Genomic DNA, 20,062 nt, shown 5'->3' on the forward strand with positions numbered 1-20,062 from the left:
AAATAATAGGAAAATATGCTAAATAGTTTATTAGTAAAAAATAGAGCTTTTACAAAAGAAGATTTAATTGAAGAGTTAATTAATCCAAATAGCAATCGTGAAAAACTAGATGAGATTTATAAATCTATTAAAGTTGATTTAAACTCTTTAGAAATTGAAAATGAACCAATTTTACATATTTGCTGTAAAAAAGATATATTTGAGTCTGTTTCATGGCTACTTGAAAAAAAAGTAAATATCTCTAAACAAAATATATACAAAGAGACTGCAGCATTTTATGCAATATACTCAAGAAATAGTGCAATGTTACAACTTTTAGTAGATTATGGTACGAATGTAAACCACTTAAATATCTCAAATCGAACAATTTTACAAGAGGCTTTAAATAGTGCAAATGGTTCAGTTATTAGATATCTTTTACAAACTACAACTCTTTTTAACAATATTGATATTCATGGGAATAATCTTCTTTTTGATGCTGTTTTAAACCCAAATAATAATACTTTACAACATATAGCATCCCTCAAGCAAATTGATATAAACCATATCAATAAGACTGGAAACACTATTTTACACCTAAAAAATGTACTTGAGAATAACACTCTTGCACAATTTTTAATAGGGCTTGGGGCAAATCCAACAATCCCTAATACCAAGGGAGAAAGCTTTCTTTTTTATCTTGTTCAAAAAGGTGCAAGTAGTATAAAACTTATAAAATATATCTCTAGTATGAAATTTAATTTTAATCTAAAAAATAGTTCAAATAGAACAATTTTAATGGAAGCTATATCAACTTATATGCAAATTCCAATTAGAAATGAAGTAAAAAGAGATGGTCAATATAAACTAATCTTAGAAATTATGAATTTAAATATTGATATAAATGTAACTGATTCAAAAGGTGAAACTGCTTTTTTCTATGCTTTAAGAAGTGAAGATAAAGATTTAATTTTAGAGTTTTTTAGAAACTTTAAAATAGATGTAAATCAAGATAATACCGATGGTATTAGCCCATTTTTATATCTAATTTTAGGTGGAATAAAAAATAAAGAGCTAATAAAACCATTTATTGATAAAGGTGCAAATCCAAACTTAAAGAATTTTCATAGAAAAAATATTGTAGAAATTTTAATTGATATTATTTTACATATTGAAAATGGTCAAAAATTAGATGATATTTATAGAAAACTCATCCAATTAAATGGTCACTATAGAACTATTTTAGAGATAATTATTAAATACTATAGTATTGATGTAAATGCCCTAAATTATAAAAATGAACCACTATTTTTTAGTTCTATTTTAAATTTTAACTTTAAACTATTTGCTATTTTAAAAACAAGAACAATAAATTTAAATAAAAAAGATAAAGCAGGAAATAATATTATTTTTAGATTAGTTGAACAAAATAACAAAGATTTAATCAAAGATAAAAAACTATATTTAAATACAATAAGAACTTTAGTAAATGCAGGAATTAATATAGATGAAAAGAATTCTGATGGTTTTACAATCTTACATATTGCTATCACTCAAAAATGTGAGGATACTATAAAATTAATCTTTAATCTTCAAGCCGATTTTTTTGCGAAAGATAAAAATGGAAGAAATATTATGCACTTAATTATCCTAAATAATGCTTCAAAATATTTTAATTTTATTCATAATATAAATAAAGGAATAGTTGAAGTTGCTGATTATTATGGTGTAAAACCTATAAACTATGCTGCTTTTATGGGTAAATATGAGCTTGTTCTTGCTATGATAAATGAGAAAATTTCAATAGAAAATAAAGAGAAAAAACATCCAAATATTCTTAAGTTTTTAGAAAAATATCATCTAAATCTTATCTCTTTATCACAAAAAGCAAAAAATGAAATTGACAAGAAAAAGATAGAAGAGCTTGTCTTAAATATGAAAAAAGAGTTTAAAATTGCACAATAATATAATAAACGAATTTGCAGTTGCAAAAAATTTCAAACAAAAATATAAAGATTATTTAAACTTCTCAAACAAAAAAATAACAAAAGATTTTTGTTTGAATCACACAAAAGAAACTGATTCTTTTTTACTTGAACTATATAGTTTTATTTTAAAAAAACACTTTAGTAATTTTCAACCAACTCTAAATCAAATACCAATATCTTTCATAGCTTTAGGCTCTTATGGAAGAAAGGAGTTATGTCTTTATTCCGATATTGACATTATGATTATCTATCAAGATATTGGTGCTTATAATATTGAAAAAATCATTGAGAATTTTGTATCTTTTGCTTGGGATTGTGGATTAAGACTTGGTCTTAGAGTTGTAAAAATAGATGAGATAGATAAAATATCACTTGATGACATCACAATTAAAACCTCTTTTTTAGAATCAAGATTTATATTTGGTTCAGAAATTTTATATTTAAATTATGAAGATGAGTTAGAAAAAATTCGAACTGTAAATAAAGAACTATTTTTACAAGCTAAACTTCTTGAACGAAAAAATAGACTTATTAAATATCCACTTTCAATGCAAGTAAATCTAAAAGATGGTTATGGGGCAATAAGAGAAGCAAATATGCTTTGGTGGATAGCAAATGTAATATATGGAGTTAAAAATACAAAAGATTTAATAGGTAAGAAATTTACGAATATTGAATACAAAAGGTATAAAAACTCTTTAAATTTTATATTTTTAGTACGAAATACTCTACATTTAATAAGTAAAAGAAAACTAGATATTATTACTTATGATATTTTACCCGAACTTAGTAGTAAACTAAACTTCTCAAATGAGTTTTTATTTATGAAAGCTCTTTTTCAAGACTTACATATTATTCATAATTTCAGTGCAAATATTATAAAAAAACTTTTTAGTGGAACTTTTTTTAAACCAAAAGATTTACTAGAATTCAAAGAGTATAGAGTTAAAAAAGATGTTTATATTTATGAAAATGTAGTTTATTGTTCACAAAATAGAAAAATCATAACATTAAAAGAGCTTTTAAAAGAGCTACTTAATTTTCCAAAAAATATAGATAATTTTGATAGAAGTTATATCTATTTTGCAAGTAAAACAAAAATAGAACCTCTTGATAAAAAACTAATTTATAACCTACTTTGTAACCAAAATCTTTATATCTTCCTAAAACTTCTATACAATGCAGATCTTATAAATTTTGTAATTCCTAGCTTCAAGCAAATCTCTAACCTTGCACAATTTGATGGCTTTCATATTCATCCTGTTGATATTCATACTTTAAATACTCTAAAGTTCTCTTATAATATAGAGGATAAAGTTATACAAAACTTGTTTAATAAATTTACAAATGAACAAAAAATAATGCTTAGACTTTTATGTCTATTTCACGATATAGGGAAAGGAAGAAAAACAGACCACCATATTTTGGGAGAGACAATTTTTAAACGATTTCTAAAATCTTTAGATTTTAACGATGAGTTTATAAAAACTGCTTCAAATATAATAAAATATCATAATCAGATGTCAAAAACTGCTTCAAATGAAGATATATATTCACAAAAAACGGTTTTAAACTTTATTGGACTTTTTAGAAATATAAAAGAGATACAACTCCTATATGTTTTGAGCTATTGCGATATAAGTGCAGTTGATAAAAAATATTTTAATTCATCTATTTCAAAACTTTTACTACAACTTTATAATCAATCTTATCTAGCATTTTCAAATAAAGATTTAATAAAAGAGAGTTCAAGAAGAGCTACAAGATTAAACAAGATAAAAACTCTAGAAAAGTATCAAAATCTTCCAAACTCTTTAAAAAGAAATATTCCTCAAATAGCTTCAAATCAGATATTTTTACGACTAAAAAGTGAGGATATTTTAGATATCGCAATAAAATCAAAAGATGTTGAAACTTACAGTTTTGATATTATAAATGATGATTTTTTAAAGCTTAGAATTATCAGAAAGATTCCTCTAAATCTTGGATATTTATTAGGAAAATTGCAATATTTAAATATGTGTAGTATGAATATTTTTAAACTATATGATGAAAAAAAGACATTTGAAATAACATTTTCAAAACCAGCTTTAGAAGAGGAGCTTTATTTAATAGAAGAGATTATAAACTCATCTTTTGATATGTCAAAGCAAATAAGCCTAAAAAAACCAATAATTCACAAAAATGATATAAAAATAGATTTTAACCATAGTGAGAATTTAGCTTCAATGAAGATACATACAAAAGACCAAAAAGGTCTTTTTGCCTATATTGCGAAGATTTTTGATGAGTACAATATAGATATTGAGAGTGCAAAACTTCTTACAACTAAAGGTTATACAAAAGATTTACTATTATTGGAAAAAAATGATAATTTTTCTAATAATATCTCTAAAATTTTAGAGATACTTACGGATTCTTAGAATCTAGAATAAGCTCTTTAGCTTTTACATAATCTTTTTTCCCACTACCAAGTTTTGGTACCTCATCAACAATTTGTATAATCTCGGGAATCATTAGTTTATTATCAAACTCTTTAATCATTTTGCGTTTTAATATATCTTTTTGCTCTAAAGTTATATTTGATATTAATAAAACTACTTTTTCTCCCTTTTTCTCATCACTAGTAGCTAAAGACATAAAATCAATACTATTATCATCTATTAATTTAGAAATTTTCTCTTCAATAGCTCCAAGACTTACCATCTCTCCACCAATTTTTGCAAATCTTGAATATCTATCAACAATAGTTAAAAAACCATCAGAGTCTAGTTTTCCTTTATCTCCTGTTATATAATAGATTCTTCCTTTTATCTTTTTTAGAACACTTTTAGTTTTCTCTTCATCATTTAAATAACCTTTCATAACTTGAATACCAGAGATTAAAACCATTCCTTCTTCACCTGTTTTAAGCTCCTTAAAACTTGATGGATCTACTATTTTTATTGAAGTTCCTGGAATTGCCATACCAACTGTTCCTATTTTCTGCCCTATTTGAACTTCAAAATCTTCTGAAATTTTATCTGGAAGATTGCAAGAAGCAACAGGAGAGGTTTCTGTTGTTCCATAACCTTCTAAAATATCTTTTCCAAATCGCTTTTTAAACTCAAATCTTACATCATCTCTTAGTTTCTCAGCACCTGCAACAATTAATCTTAAACTATCAAACATAAGTGGGTGAATTTTTGTATTTTTTGTATATAGCCTAAAAAAGGTAGAAGTACCACACATAATAGAGGCTTTTTCACGACTTACCATTTTAGCAACTGCTAAACCATCTGTTGGATCTGCAACAGCTACACATTTTATACCTTCAATTAAAGGTAAATATGTAGTTACCACTATTCCAAAAGCGTGAAATAAAGGTAAAGAACCTAAAATCACATCATCATCATTTACATTTAAAATATTTGCTATTTGTTGAGCATTTCCTAAAATATTATCTCCACTAAGCTCAACACCTTTAGGAACTCCTTCACTTCCAGAAGAGAACAAAATAATAGAGCTTGCGTTTTTATTAGTTTTTTTCAAATAGAGCATTTTTAAAAATAGTGTTGGCAAAAATTTGATACTTAAATATATCAAAATAGCATCTAGTTTTTTTATCTTTTTTTGCTCATCTTCAAGAAAATAAACCTCAACATCTTCAAAAATTTCAGAGATTTTTATACCTTTAGCTTCAAGTTTCTCAATAAACTTTTTAGAACTTATAATAGTTTTTATTTCTGCTTTTTTTATAGAAGCTTTTAAACTATCTATTGATGCCGTAAAATTTAAATTTACAGCTGTTTTTCCCATTAGTATTACCATATAGTTTATAAAAGCTCCTGCCGCACTTGTTGGTAATAATAATCCAATATTATGAGATCTTACTCTTTTTTTAAAAAGATTTTTAAATAATATTGAAGCTGTTAAGAACCTTGCTCCACTTAAAGTTACTCCTGTATTATCAGAAAAAATAGTCCCATTTGAAAGCTCTTTTAATCTTGCAAAAATAACCTCATTTAATGGCTTTAACTCTTTTATATGTTCACTCCAAGCAAGATTTGAAAGAGAAAAAACCTCATTTTTAACACTTTGAACATTTGCATCTTCTTTACTTATAACTCTTCCAAAACAAACTGTTACAATATTTGTCTTTTTTGACCCTTTAAATTTTCTATTTGCTCTACTAAACATAGATTCCCAAAGCCCTCTTATATAAAATGGAACAACCTTTACATCACTTGAACAGTTTTCTAAAATCTTTTCAAAACCTCTTTTAAACTCACCTAAATGTCCATTTCTTGATATTGCCCCTTCTGGGAAAAGTACAATAACACTTCCAGCATCTAACTCATCTGATACTATTTTCATACTTGCTCTACTTGAGCCACTTCCAATTGGAATTGCTTTTATAAGTTTAAAAAGCCAAGTTAAATACCATTTCTCATAAATTTGTTTGAATACCACAAATTTAACCTCTCTTGGAACAGACATCAAAATAATAGCCCAATCTATCCATGAAATATGATTTCCTAAAAGTAAAACTCCACCACTTGAAGGGATATTTTTAAACCCATTTATCTGTAATTTATATCTAAGTCCTACAACAAACTTTAAAAATAGTAAAACTAAAGATTGAGGAAGCTTTACTACTGTATAAAATGTTCCAATAACTATTATAAATATAATTAAATATAGAGTTTTTAATGGATCTAAATCATAAAAAGAGACAAAAGTTGTAAGAGCCAACATTAAAAACATAGCAAGTGAATGAAACCAATTATTTCCAGCTAAAACTGTACCTAAAGTTTTTTTCTTTGAATTAAACTGGATTAAAGAGTTTAAAGGAACTACAAATAAACCACCAAAAACTCCAAAAAATAAAAAATTTAAACCTAACATAAAAGGGGATTCAACAATTGTTGAAATATAAAGTGTTATTGCCATTCCAAGAGCAGCTAAAGGAATAGTTCCTAATTCAATATAGTGCCTTGAAATTTTTGCATACAAAACAGAACCTACTGCAATTCCAATTCCAGAAGCTGCAATTACTCCATTTATTATAAAAGTGTTATCAATATTTAAATACATCTTTGCATAAGATGGAAAAACTGCCATTGTTGCTTGTGAGACTCCCCAAAATACAGATAAACCTATTACACTCAAAAATATTACATCATGAGATTTCAAAGTTTTTAAATTTTCTATTAAAAGTTTTCCTTTAAAAAACTCTTTTTTATTTAATCTCAAACTAGAATCAGAGTTAAAATTATTTACGATTCTTCTTAAAAATATAAAAGAGATAATCATCTCTAAAATAGCAACAATTAAAATATAGTATGTAATAGGTTTTATTGCTTTCATAAGCTCTTCTTTTGTAGTTAAAAGATGAAGATTATCTGTTACATACATACTTTCAAAGAAATATGAAGTAATTCCTATTGCAAATAAAATAGCAATTATTGATACAGATTGAAGAGCAGCATTTCCCCTTGAAAGATATTTTTTCCCATAAATATCCATAATAATTCCAAACTTTGCAGGACTATAAATAGCACTTTGGATAGCTAATAAAAATAGAGCAAACATTGCAAAATAGAAATTATTTGTACTATATGCAAAAATAACCAAAACTGAAAGGAAAAAAGATGAAACTGCTCCATAGATTAAAATATCTTTTTTATTATACTTATCACTTAAATAACCACTAAAAGTAAACAATAATAAAAATGGAATTATAATTAAAGCATTTATAATTGATATCCAAATAACTTGTGTCGAACCATCAAATATTTTAAAAGCTATATTTTGTAATAAAACCTTATGAGAAACATCAACAAAAGCATTACAAAATACTACAAAAAGAAATGCTATTTTAACTACAAGAATATCTGTTATTTTTTGCATCCTTGCAAACCCTTTCTTAAATATAATATTTTAGATTATACTTAATGGTAAATAAAACTTAACCTTTTTTTGATATAATCAACTTTATTATATTTAAAAAGGACGCAAACTTTGGAAGAATCAATTAAAACAAAATCTTGGGTGGACTATACACTAAAAAGTCTAGCCTTTTGGGTTATTTGTGGAATAATCGCAGGAGTTATTGTTGGATATATTAATCCAACTTTAGGAGTTGAAGCTAAACCAGGTATTGACTGGTTTATAAAAGTACTAAAGTGGCTAGTTGGACCAATTATTTTCCTTACAATTATATATGGAATTGTAAGTTTAGAAAATTTAAAAGAGTTAGGAACTTTAGGCTTTAAAGCTTTTATTTACTTTGAAATTGTAAGTACTTTTGCCTTAGCAATTGGTGTATTATTTGGAAACTGGTTTAAACCAGGAGATGGTATGAATCTTGATGTATCAGCATTAGATTCAAAAAGTGTAGAAAAATATACAAGTGTAGATCCAGATAAAGTTGGAGATATTTGGGAAATACTTAAAAATGCAATTCCAACAGATCCGATAACTCCATTTTTAAATGGTCAAACTCTTCAAGTTTTAGTTATGGCATTGACTTTAGCTATTTTAATATCTCTTTTTGGTGGAAAATATAAACCAAAGATTTTAAAACCAGTTGAAATTGCTCAAAACTTCTTTTTTAAAATATTAGTTTTTATTATGTGGTTCTCTCCAATTGCAAGTTTTAGTGCTATGGCATTTCTAATTGGTAAATTTGGAATTGGTTCACTTGTACAAATGGCTAGTTTATTGGGTGTTATGCTTATCTCTGTTCTTGCCTTTATATTTATTATTTTAGGAATAATTACTGCTATGTTTAAGATAAATATCTTTAAGTTTATGAGATATATTCAAAAAGAAGTTCTTATAGTATTCGCTACCTCTTCTAGTGAATCAGCTCTTGCTCCTCTTATGAAAAGACTTGAAGCTGCTGGTGTAAATAAATCAGTTACTGGATTAATTTTACCAACAGGATACTCATTTAATCTTGATTGTACAAATATTTATCTTGCTTTATCAATTATCTTTTTATCACAAGCATTTAATATACCTTTAACTCTAGAACAACAACTATTTATAATTGTAATTCTAATGGTTACTTCAAAAGGAGCTGTGGGAGTTACAGGTTCTGGATTTATTGTTCTTGCTGGAACTTTAGGTGCTATGGGTGGCGCAATACCAATGGTTACTGTTGCTGTTTTACTTGGAGTTGATAAATTTATGAGTGAACTTAGAGCAGTTGGAAATCTTTGTGGAAATGCTGTTGCTGCAGTTGTTGTTGGAGTTTGGGACAAAAAAGTTGATATAGAAAAATTTAAATATGCTTTAGATAACCCAAATAAAATAGAAAGTAGTATAGGTTAAATTAATATTTATAAAACTTGAGAAAACTATTATCTCAAGTTTTATTTTATCTTTTTATTAAATCTTTTGCACAATTTCCCATAAAATCTTCAAGATTAATATCAGCACCATTTAAAAGTAAAAAATCCATGCACTTCTTTTTCTTATATAAAATTGAATATATTAAAGCAGAACTTCCAATCTCATCAAGAGTATTTATATCTAAACCACATTTTAAAAGTATTTCTAAAGCTTTAGTATCATCTAAACAAACAGAGAAATTAAGAGCATTTAAATGGAAATTTACCTGTGAACTAACACTTAAATCAAATAGAGTTTTTATATACTCATATTTTTTATTTAGTATTGCAAAATATAGTATATTTCTACCTTTACAATCTCTAAAATTTATATCTAAAATATTTAAACTAAAGAGTCTAAGTAGAGTTATCCATTCATCTTTTTTGATTAAACCTTCAAATATATCTTCTGGATTTTTGATATTTACTCTGTTATTTAAAAGAATATTGTTGCACAAAGTATCTCCTTTTCTTAAATGATAATTAGTATCATAATATATATAACATTAAAATTAATTTAAATTTATATACTCTTTATCTTTATTTTATATATTCTAATAAGCTTTTTGATAAAATAAAACAAAAAAGGATTTTAAAATGGAAATTAGTTTATTTTTAAACTTTCTAGGATTTTTCTTTACAGCAATTTTACTTGTATTAGTATTTCTTTACTTATATGCAATAGTTACTCCATATGATGATTATCAACTTATATTTGAAGAGAATAATATTGCAGCAGGTTTAGGTTTTGGAGGGGCAATAATAGGAGTTTCTATTCCTCTTTATAGTGCATTGGAGCACTCTGTTTCATATTTAGATTTTACTATTTGGGGAGCTATTGCTATTATTATTCAGTTAATTTTTGCATTTATTGTTACAAGAATTAGTGGGAAATACTCTTTTAATAAGAAAATCTCTGAAGGAATAGTTCCAGTTGGGATTTTAATGGCATTTTTATCAATCTCAATAGGGCTTTTAAATGCTGGTTCGATGAGTTATTAAACTCATCAAACTTATTTCTGATTTCCTAATAAAATAACTGCAACTCCTAAAAAAACTATCAAAGATCCTATAATATCCCATCTATTAAAATCTTGTTTCTCTACAAAATATAACCAAAATAAAGAAGAAATTATATAAATTCCTCCATAAATAGCATAGGCTCTTCCTGCAAATTCTAAATTAACTTTTGTAAGTAAATAAGCAAAAGCTATTAATGAGCTAACTCCTAAAGCTAAAAAATAATAAGGTTTATCAAGTTTAAAATATAGCCAAAAACTATAACAACCAAGTATCTCAAAAAATGCTGCAAAAAAATATAATACAATCTCTTTTATCATAAATCTTCCTATATAAAACTATAAACTAAGTAAAACTACAAATAAAACTAATGGAGTAACCACTAAACCAAACTTACTATATTCCCAAAAACTTATCTTTACTCCTTTTTGGTTTAAAACATAAAGCCAAAGAAGTGTTGCTAAACTTCCAAAAGGAGTCATTTTAGGGCCTAAATTACAACCAATAATATTTGCATAAATCATAGCACTACTTCCAATATCTTTTAAAGCTATATCCATAATCATAACAGTTGGAAGATTATTCATAATAGCACTTAAAAATGCAGCTATAAATCCTGTTCCAAGAACTGCTAATGTATCTCCTTTTGAAACTAAATATTCTAAAACTATCGCCACTTCATCTGTAAGTCCAACATTTTTAAGCCCATAAACAACAATATAAAGTCCTATACTAAACCAAACAATTTGCCAAGGACTCTCTTTGATAATACTTTTTATATTTACCTCTTTTAAAAAACTAGCTATTAATAAAAAAATTATCGCTCCACCTAAAGCAAAAAAACTAATAGGAATTTTATATATATCACTCAAAAAATATGTACCCAATAAAAAAGCTAAAAAAATCCAAGAAAAGTAAAAAAGTTTTTGATTCTTTATAGCACTTTTTGGTTCTTTTAAAAGTTTAATATCAACTTCTTTTGGTATATCTTTTCTTAAATATAGCCACAAAACCAAAGTAGATATTGTAATACTTACAAAAAATGGAACTAACATATCAAAAAAATATTTCATAAATGTTATATCAAAATAGTTTGCTGTTATAATATTTGTAAGATTTGAGAATACAAAAGGCAAAGATGCACTATCACTTATAAAACCACTTGCAAGTAAAAATACTACCATAGTTTTTACTCTAAGTTGTAAAATTTTCATCTTTGCTAAAATTATTGGAGTTAATATTAAAGCTGCCCCATCATTTGCAAAAAAAGCTGAAACAAATGAACCTAAAAGCATAGAATAAACAAACATTAAATGCCCATTTCCTCTTGAGAATTTTGCCATTCTTAATGCCATATATTCAAAAAAACCAATCTTATCTAAAACTAAAGATAAAATAATAATTCCAATAAATGCAAAAGTTGCATCCCAAACAATATTAATAACTTCTAAAACATCATCAAAACTAACTACTTTAAAAATTAAAGCAAAAGTTGCCCCTATAATTGCACTTGTGCCTATTTGTATATTTTTTGGCTGGATTATTATAAAAAGAAGAGTTACTATAAAAATTAAGCTAGCAGTTATCATTAAATTTTATTTAATATCTTCTTCATACATATCTATAATCTCATCTTTTAATGTATAAATATAAGATTGAACTTCAAGTTCATCATATCTTTCAACTACAACAGGAGTTCTTACAAACTCTTCCCCCTCAAAAATATCAAGATTTTCCCAATGATTTATAAGATTATCAGAATAAAATAAAAACCCATGAATAGTATCATTCCCCATCTCAAGTCTAATACCTGGATATCCCATACTAGCACTCCAACCAGCATCTATTAGCTTTCCTTTTACAGTTGCACTTACAAATTTTCCTTTTATATTTTCTAAAACATAAGCATTTGGGCAGTTTGGCATCAATGTACCATAAACAAAAAGTGATTCTTTCAAGAATTTTCCTTTTATATTAAAAGATTATATAAGAATTAAAAAAAGTAAAGATAAAATTTTATCTTTACTTTATATACTTTTTATTTTTTAAAATCAGTTACAATTTTTGCTTTTAATTTATCTATTGTAAATCCAAACTCTTCAAAAAGTTCAGGAGCTGGACCACTAGCTCCAAATGTATCCATTCCAAAAACTACATCTGCAAATTTATAATATTCTAAAGCTCTTGCAGCTTCAACTGCATAAACCTTTGTTTTTGGATCAATTATTTTATTTATATAACTCTCATCTTGTTCTAAAAGTAGATCAAAACAAGGAACAGACACAATATTTGCAAAGATTCCTTCTTTTTCTAAGGCACAAGCTGTTTGTAGAGCTAACATTACTTCACTTCCACTTGCCATAATAGTAATATTTGCATTTTCTCTTTGCTTTAAAAGATATGCACCATTTGCAACAGTTCCATAAACTTTTTCATCTTTTAAAACTTTTAATCCCTGTCTTGAGCATACAAAAGCTGTTGGAGCTTTCATTTTTAATGCTATTTTCCAAGAATCTATATTCTCACTTGCATCTGCTGGTCTAAATGTATAAAAATTTGGTAAAGCTCTAAATTGGCTTAAATGTTCTATTGGTTGATGTGTTGGTCCATCTTCTCCAACTCCAATACTATCATGTGTCCAAATAAAATGATGAGGAATATTTGCTAATGCTGCTATTCTTGCACTTGGTTTTAAATAATCACTAAATACAAAAAATGTTGCACTAAATACTCTAAATAAACCATATAAATTCATAGCATTTGTTATTGCTGCCATAGCATGCTCTTTTATACCAAAATGTATATTTTTCCCATTTGGAAAATCACCCATATTTTTAAGTTCAGTTTTATTTGATGGTGCTAAATCCGCACTTCCACCTAAAAATCCTGGAATTGCACTAGCTATTGCATTTAAAATTTTATGATTAGAATCTCTTGTAGCAACACTAGAATCTACTTCAAAAGTAGGATAAACGATAGAGTCAAAATCTGGGTTTTGTAGCTCTTTTATTTTTTGTTTTATCTGATTTGATAAAGATTCTGTCCACTCATTTTGTGCAGTTGAACCAATAATCAATTTATCAAAAGCACCTTTTACATCAGCAGGAACAAAAAAATCCTCATCAGGATTAAATCCAGCTTTTATTTTTGCTTGTTTTATCTCATCAACTCCAAGTGGAGCTCCATGTGAGTGATGACTCCCTTCTAATGCAACTGCACCTTTTGCGATAACTGTTTTTGCAATAATTAATACTGGTTGTGCTGAATTTTTTGCTTGAATTATAGCTTTATCAATTTGATCAAAATTATGCCCATCTATTTCAATAACTTCAAAATCTATTGCTTGAAATCTTTTTTTAACATTTTCACTCCAAGCAATACTTGTATCACCTTCAATTGTTATATTATTTGAATCATAAATAATTACAAGATTATTCAGTTTTAAATGCCCTGCTGTTGCAGTTGCTTCATAAGAAATTCCCTCTTGTAAATCTCCATCTCCACAAAGACAATAAACTTTATGATTTATTACTTCACTCCCTAGTAAATTTTCTGCATATTTTCCTGCAGCTGCAAAACCAACTGCATTTGCAATTCCTTGACCTAATGGTCCAGTTGTTATCTCTATTCCATGTGTATGTCCATATTCTGGATGACCTGGTGTTTTTGAATTTAATTGTCTAAAATTTTTTAAATCATTTATAGATACATCAAATCCCCATAAATGTAAAAGTGAATATACAAGCCCTGTTGCATGTCCTCCTGAGAATACTAATCTATCTCTGTTTAGCCACTTTTCATCAGCTGGATTTATATTTAAATGTTTGCTTAAAACTGTTGCTATATCAGCCATTCCCATAGGTGCTCCAGGGTGTCCAGAGTTTGCTCTTTGTACCATATCAGCAGCTAAAAATCTAATTGTATCTGCTTGTTTTTGTAATAGTTGTTTTGACATGATTATCCTAAATTGTAAGAATTTTTTGAAATTTATTTGGATTATAGCTAAATAGTGTTTAATTTTTTAGTTATGTTTACTATAAGTAGGAAGCCCTACTTATATATTAGATATTATGAATATCTATCTCATCTTCAATAATCAATTTCACAGTCGAATTTGTATAAATATTATATGACTTCCCATCAATATTTTGTTTTCCATTTTGTGTCCAATCTTGGCTATCAAGTTCAACTATATCTTTTTTATCACCTTTTATTATAAGCTCATTGCTATTTAAATCTAAGATGTCTTTTAAATCAACTTTAAGTTTATCTTCTTGTCCATTTTCCATATCTACAATATTTGTCGTCTTTGATATAACCTTAGTTAAATCAATCTCTTCTCCCATTAATTTTTGCGTACTTATTGTTTTTCCATTTTCTGTATGTAATTCAAATGAAGACTCAACTGTTACAACATTTTGCCCATTTTCATTATCTCTTGTTTCTGTTGCTGTTGCAGAAATCTTCAAATCTATATTTTCAATATCTTCTGGTGTTCTTAAAATAATACTATCCATAATTGAAGTTGTTCCTTTTGCAATCTTTATATCCCAAGAGCCATCTTTATTATCAATTATCTCGTAATTATTACTAATTAATTCACTTCCTACAGGTATTCCACTAATCTTAACTGTTAAATTCTCACTTCCATCAGTATCTTTTAAAGCAGCACTAATATCAACCATAAACTCATTTGCAGGAGTTTCAACAAAATCTGAAAGTTTTGCATTAAACGATACATCTTCAATATTTCTTACTTCAAAGCTATTACCTGTTCTTTTTCCAGAAGCATCTACTTCATAAATAGTAAATATTTTACAATTTAATCCATTCATATTCTTATTTTTTGCTACAAACTCTTCCCAAGTAATTGGTTTTTTACAAATAATTCCTTCTTCAAATCTATAGTTTTCTTTGCTACCACTTAAATATAATACATCATATCCTGAACCACCATCTACCATAGTACATTTTTCAGCACTATTTATAAAAACTTTATCATTTCCACCACCTGTGAAAATATTTGTATCTTTAATGCTCCCATTTACTAGTACTAAATCGTCTCCACTTCCTGTAATAATCGTACTTGATTTTATATTTTTTTCAACTAAAATAGAATTTTGACCATTTCCTAAATTTACTGTACTTCTTTCTAAACTATTTTTAACTAATAAACTATCATCTCCACCTAATGTATAAAGAGTACTTAAATCAATAGTTTTTCCAATTACTACTTCATTATCTCCTGCTCCAAGATTTATTGTAGTACTATTAATATTTCCACCAACTTTTAACTTATCATCTCCATTTGTAGTAAAAATATTTGACCAATCAACTCCATTTTTTATATCAATACTATTTTTCCCATCACCTAAATTAACTGTTGAATTAGTTAAACTATTCCCTATTTTAAGAGTATCATCACCTGTATAAGTATGAACTGTAGATAAATGGAAATCTTTCCCTACATCCAAACTATTATCTCCATATCCTAAATTAATTGTTGTAGATTTAACACCATCAACTATAGAAACTCTATCATTTCCTTGTCCACTATAAATATTTCCTAAAGTAACTGCTCCACCAATTTCTAGTGCATTTTTACCTTCTCCCAAATTAATAGTAGAAGTTTCCATATTTTTATTTATAATAACTTTATCATCAGATTTCCCAAATAATGGATCTGTACAAATTATTTTACAAACAACTTTGTCATAAGATTTAACAACATATTTTGTATTATCAATTTGCGTTATATCTTCTTCAATATTCTTATCTAATTTTGTAACTTTAATACTAGTTTCAGGTGCATCTACAACTGCTGTAATATCAATCCCTGTATAATATTTCTCACCATTTACATTAAATATAAATCCACTATCATAATCACTATTTAATGTTGGTTTAAATACTAATTTTCCAGACTCAATATCAGTCTTTGTAATTTCTGTATCTTCTGTTACTAAAGAATTATTTAAATAAAATTCACCATTTTTTGGTAATGATATAATTGTAAGTATAGAAATATTTTGTACTCTTCCAAAGTCATTCATTCTTACAATATATTCTTCATCTTCAAGAATTTTTATTGTTGCATTAGAAAATTGTGTTTTACCAGTCAAATATGCTTCACTTTCTACATAATTCAACCCATCAAGATTATCATTCTTCTCTGTTGCCCTAGCTGTTAATCTAAGATTTATATCATCAATATTTTGGATAGATTTTAAAATAATTTCATCATCAATATTTTTAGTTCCTGCAGGAATTGTAATACTATAACTTCCATCAGAATTTTTAACCATAAGATATGAACCATTTGTAATTATTGCATCACTTGGAACTCCATCTATTTTAACAGTTAAACTTTCACTTCCATCAATATCTTTTAAAGCAGCTGCAAAACTTACTTTATAAACATTATAGTACTCAACCTCTGTTGAACTACCTCCACTATTTTCATTTGAACCATTTTCATTTCTATTTATAATATCTTCTGGTTTTGTATTAAATACTACATCTTCAATATTTTTTATAGTCAATTCTGAACCTGTTTTATTTCCATTTGGATCTAATTCATAAATTGTAAATATATGACAAGAAAGACCATATTTACCTGAATTTTTTGCCGAGAATTCTTCCCAAGGAACAGGTTTTTTACAAATAATTCCATCCATAAATAGATAATTACTAACATCTTTTGGTAAAAATAATGTATCTTGTCCTGAACCACCATCAATAATAGTTGAGTGAGCATTACCACCTATAAAAATTTTATCATTACCAGCACCTGTATGAATAGTTGTATGAGAGATATCTTTTTCAATTACAATTGTATCTTGATTTGCTCCAGTAATAATTGTACCTTTATTTAAATTTCCCTGAATATCAAGAGAGTTTTTACCCTCACCAAGATTTATTAAAACCTCATTTGCATTACCTTTAATGGTAACTTTATCCTCTCCAGAATAAGTATGGATTGAACTTTTTGAAAAATCTTTTCCTACATTTAAGCTATTATCTCCAAATCCTAAATTAACAACACTATTTGTAATTGTTCCTTTTACATTTACTTTATCATCTCCTTGAAGAGTAAATAGATTACTTTTATTTACATCCTGAGTAACATTAATAATATTTTTTCCACTTCCTAAATTTATAGTAGAATTTTTTACATCTCTTGAGATATCTACTATATCATTTTCACTTCCACTATAAACTGTACTTAAATCAAGTTCTCCACCAACTTTTAATTTATTATTTCCACTTCCTAAATTTACAGTTGTATGATCAATTGATCCTTTTACTTCAAATGTATCATCACCAAGCCCACCAAAAAGATTAGACCAATCCACATTCTTACCAACAATTAAGCTATTAGTTCCTCCTCCTAGATTAATCGTAGTATTATCTACATCATTTCCAATAAAGACATTATCATCTCCACTATATGTATGAATTGTAGAAAATTTTACATTGTTTCCAATTTCTAAACTATTATCTCCCGCTCCAAGATTCACAGTTGTTCTCTTTAAATCATCTGTTATAGTAACTTTATCATTTTTAATTCCAGAATAAATATTTGACCAATCTACACCTTGTCCTATTTTTAAGGAATTATATCCTCCACCTAAATTAATTGTATAATGTTCCATTTTACCTTTTACTACTACTTCATCATTTGTAGTTTTGCAAAGTGTATCTGTACATTTAATTCCACATGTTAAATTATTGTAATTATAATATTTATCATAGTCAAAAGTTTCATTATTCCCATTTCCTGTATTTCCACCATCTCCATTTCCTATATTTTCACTTTTAAATATAGGTTCTGTTCCTAATTGCTGAATGGAAATAGTTGCTGTTGGTTTATCAGCAACTGCAATTATTTCAATATTTGTTGTAGCTTCTGAAGTATATTTCCCAAATACTTTTACTTCATACTTAAAACTTCCATCTTCATCACTATCTTCTACTGGGATAAATTTTAAATTTCCAGCAATAATATCACTTTGTTTAATTTCAATATCTGTAGTAAGTTCATTACCATTTAGAAATAATTTCCCATTTTTTGGTAATTCTGTAATTTTTATACTATCTATACTTCCAATAATTTTACCAAAATCTTTTAAACTTAAAATATATTCAGTATCTTCATGAAGTTTTATATTAGCTCCAAATTGGTTTTCTATACCATCATCTTTAATTGTAATTTCAATAGGATTTTTATTTATAATAATTTCATCCCAAGAATTAGTTTCAATTCCATCCAATTTTAAAGAAAATATTTCATCATCCTCTTTTATACCATCAGAAATAATATCTACATAAAATTTTGTACTAGAACTTCCTTTTGGGATAAATACTGTTTGAACTTCTTTAATATCATCTATTGATGCACTAGTATAGCTATAAGAAATAGTCATAATGACATCATCTGTCATATATAACTCTTTTCCTTCTGCATCAAGAAGTTTAATTTCAAACTCAGCCTTCTCTCCTTCTATAAATTCTCTCTTGACAGCTTCTAATATAATAAAAACTGTACCTTCAGATGGTATAGATTGTAAATTCTGAGCTTTAGCAGAAGTTTGTATTGGTTCAGCAACTTGACTATTTTGAGTTGAAATACTTTGGGTATCTTTTGTTAGTGTATTTTGTAATTTAGTAGTTTGTATAGATTCAATAGTAGCTTTGTTACTTTCAACATTCTCTTCTTTTATTGAAACAGTATCAACTTTTGTCTCTACATTTTTTTGTGGAGTTAGTACATTTTTTAATAAATTTAATAGACTCATTTTTCACCTTTTTCAATTTAATTCTTAAATTATATTAAAAAAAAGTCTCTAAAAAGTTTAGTAGTTAAGCTAAATAAATAATATTTGAAGATATCAATTCCTAAACTATTACTCTTTTGGAATTTTAATCTCAAAAAAAGCACCACTATTTTTGTTGTATGCTTTTAATTTTCCTTCCATATTTTTCTCTATTATTAATTTTGACATAAAAAGACCTATTCCTGAACCATTTTGTTTTTGATAAGTAAAAAAGGGTTCAAAAATAGTATCAATTGGATTTACTTTTATTCCACCAGCATTATCTTCAACTGTTACAACAACACTCTCATCTTCTTCAAAAATTGAAATCTTTATATAAGGATCTTCTATATTTCTAGATATTAACTCATCTTTTGCATTATTTATTAAATTTATTAATACTTGTGAAAACTCATTTTTATATCCAAATAAATTTGGATTCTTTTTAATTAAAATATCTAGTTTTATATTATGTGCTTTTAATCCAGTACTTATAATATTTACTATAGAGTTTATTTGTTCAAGCAAGTTAAATTTAATTTTTTCTTTATCATTTGAAAAAAAATCTCTAAAATCATCTATAGTATCAGACATAAATTTTGTAATAATATTTAACTTTTCAATAGCTTCTAAAATTTCACTATTTTTTACTTTTTTCCCTAAAATAATTTTAGCCTCAATTGGTAAAAATATTGAATTCATTTCCATTAGTGGTTGTCTCCACTGATGAGAAATATTTCCGAGCATTTCACCAAGTGAAGCTAATTTAGCTTGCTGAAACAGTATTTTGTCTTTTTCTCTACTTTTATCAACTTCTTCTTTTATTCTTCTTTCAAGTTCTAAAAAATCTTCTAGTTTTGTTTGTCGCATTTTTTTCCTA

General features: G+C 26.6%; 12 protein-coding genes. 4 read left to right on the forward strand and 8 right to left on the reverse strand.

Annotated elements, in window-relative coordinates; genetic code table 11:
* Positions 1 to 15 precede the first annotated feature (15 nt).
* Complete coding sequence (locus tag AFAEC_RS10290; protein ID WP_026805014.1) at positions 16 to 1,944, forward strand: ankyrin repeat domain-containing protein; 1,929 nt, start codon at positions 16 to 18, stop codon at positions 1,942 to 1,944.
* Entirely contained in the window at positions 1,934 to 4,390 is a 2,457-nt protein-coding gene (locus AFAEC_RS10295) for a [protein-PII] uridylyltransferase family protein (protein WP_119173154.1), read from the forward strand. The genes AFAEC_RS10290 and AFAEC_RS10295 overlap by 11 nt, the downstream gene beginning before the upstream one ends.
* Here the strand turns inward: AFAEC_RS10295 and AFAEC_RS10300 are convergent.
* Positions 4,377 to 7,859 carry an acyl-[ACP]--phospholipid O-acyltransferase gene (locus tag AFAEC_RS10300; RefSeq protein ID WP_026805013.1) on the reverse strand — a complete coding sequence of 1,161 codons (3,483 nt, stop codon included), beginning with the start codon at positions 7,857 to 7,859 and terminating at the stop codon, positions 4,377 to 4,379. The genes AFAEC_RS10295 and AFAEC_RS10300 overlap by 14 nt on opposite strands.
* Positions 7,860 to 7,970: 111 nt before the next feature.
* On the opposite strand from AFAEC_RS10300, the gene AFAEC_RS10305 reads away from it, so the two are divergent.
* Complete coding sequence (locus tag AFAEC_RS10305) at positions 7,971 to 9,287, forward strand: cation:dicarboxylate symporter family transporter (protein ID WP_034216035.1); 1,317 nt, start codon at positions 7,971 to 7,973, stop codon at positions 9,285 to 9,287.
* 46 nt (positions 9,288 to 9,333) lie between these two features.
* Here AFAEC_RS10305 and AFAEC_RS10310 read toward each other — a convergent pair whose 3' ends face one another.
* On the reverse strand, positions 9,334 to 9,804 hold the full coding sequence (locus AFAEC_RS10310) for an ankyrin repeat domain-containing protein (RefSeq protein ID WP_026805011.1): 471 nt from the start codon (positions 9,802 to 9,804) through the stop codon (positions 9,334 to 9,336).
* 139 nt (positions 9,805 to 9,943) lie between these two features.
* Between AFAEC_RS10310 and AFAEC_RS10315 the strand changes: the two genes are divergently transcribed.
* A complete protein-coding gene (locus AFAEC_RS10315) occupies positions 9,944 to 10,348 on the forward strand; it encodes a DUF350 domain-containing protein (RefSeq protein ID WP_026805010.1) in 405 nt (134 codons plus the stop codon).
* Positions 10,349 to 10,359: 11 nt separating this feature from the next.
* On the opposite strand, the gene AFAEC_RS10320 is transcribed toward AFAEC_RS10315, so the two are convergent.
* The 6 genes from AFAEC_RS10320 to AFAEC_RS10345 form a co-directional block, all read right to left on the reverse strand.
* Complete coding sequence (locus AFAEC_RS10320; protein WP_026805009.1) at positions 10,360 to 10,686, reverse strand: YnfA family protein; 327 nt, start codon at positions 10,684 to 10,686, stop codon at positions 10,360 to 10,362.
* Positions 10,687 to 10,704: 18 nt separating this feature from the next.
* On the reverse strand, positions 10,705 to 11,955 hold the full coding sequence (locus AFAEC_RS10325) for an arsenic transporter (protein WP_026805008.1): 1,251 nt from the start codon (positions 11,953 to 11,955) through the stop codon (positions 10,705 to 10,707).
* A 6-nt stretch (positions 11,956 to 11,961) separates the two neighbouring features.
* Complete coding sequence (locus AFAEC_RS10330; protein ID WP_026805007.1) at positions 11,962 to 12,324, reverse strand: gamma-glutamylcyclotransferase family protein; 363 nt, start codon at positions 12,322 to 12,324, stop codon at positions 11,962 to 11,964.
* Positions 12,325 to 12,404: 80 nt separating this feature from the next.
* Complete coding sequence (gene tkt, locus AFAEC_RS10335; protein ID WP_026805006.1) at positions 12,405 to 14,321, reverse strand: transketolase; 1,917 nt, start codon at positions 14,319 to 14,321, stop codon at positions 12,405 to 12,407.
* A 106-nt stretch (positions 14,322 to 14,427) separates the two neighbouring features.
* Positions 14,428 to 19,164, reverse strand: coding sequence for a calcium-binding protein (locus AFAEC_RS10340; RefSeq protein ID WP_026805005.1), 4,737 nt, complete (start codon positions 19,162 to 19,164; stop codon positions 14,428 to 14,430).
* A 108-nt stretch (positions 19,165 to 19,272) separates the two neighbouring features.
* Positions 19,273 to 20,052 (reverse strand): sensor histidine kinase, encoded by a 780-nt coding sequence (locus AFAEC_RS10345; protein ID WP_026805004.1) that lies wholly within the window; start codon positions 20,050 to 20,052, stop codon positions 19,273 to 19,275.
* Positions 20,053 to 20,062: the final 10 nt, after the last annotated feature.

Source organism: Aliarcobacter faecis (assembly GCF_013201705.1).
GTDB classification, from domain to species: Bacteria; Campylobacterota; Campylobacteria; order Campylobacterales; family Arcobacteraceae; genus Aliarcobacter; species Aliarcobacter faecis.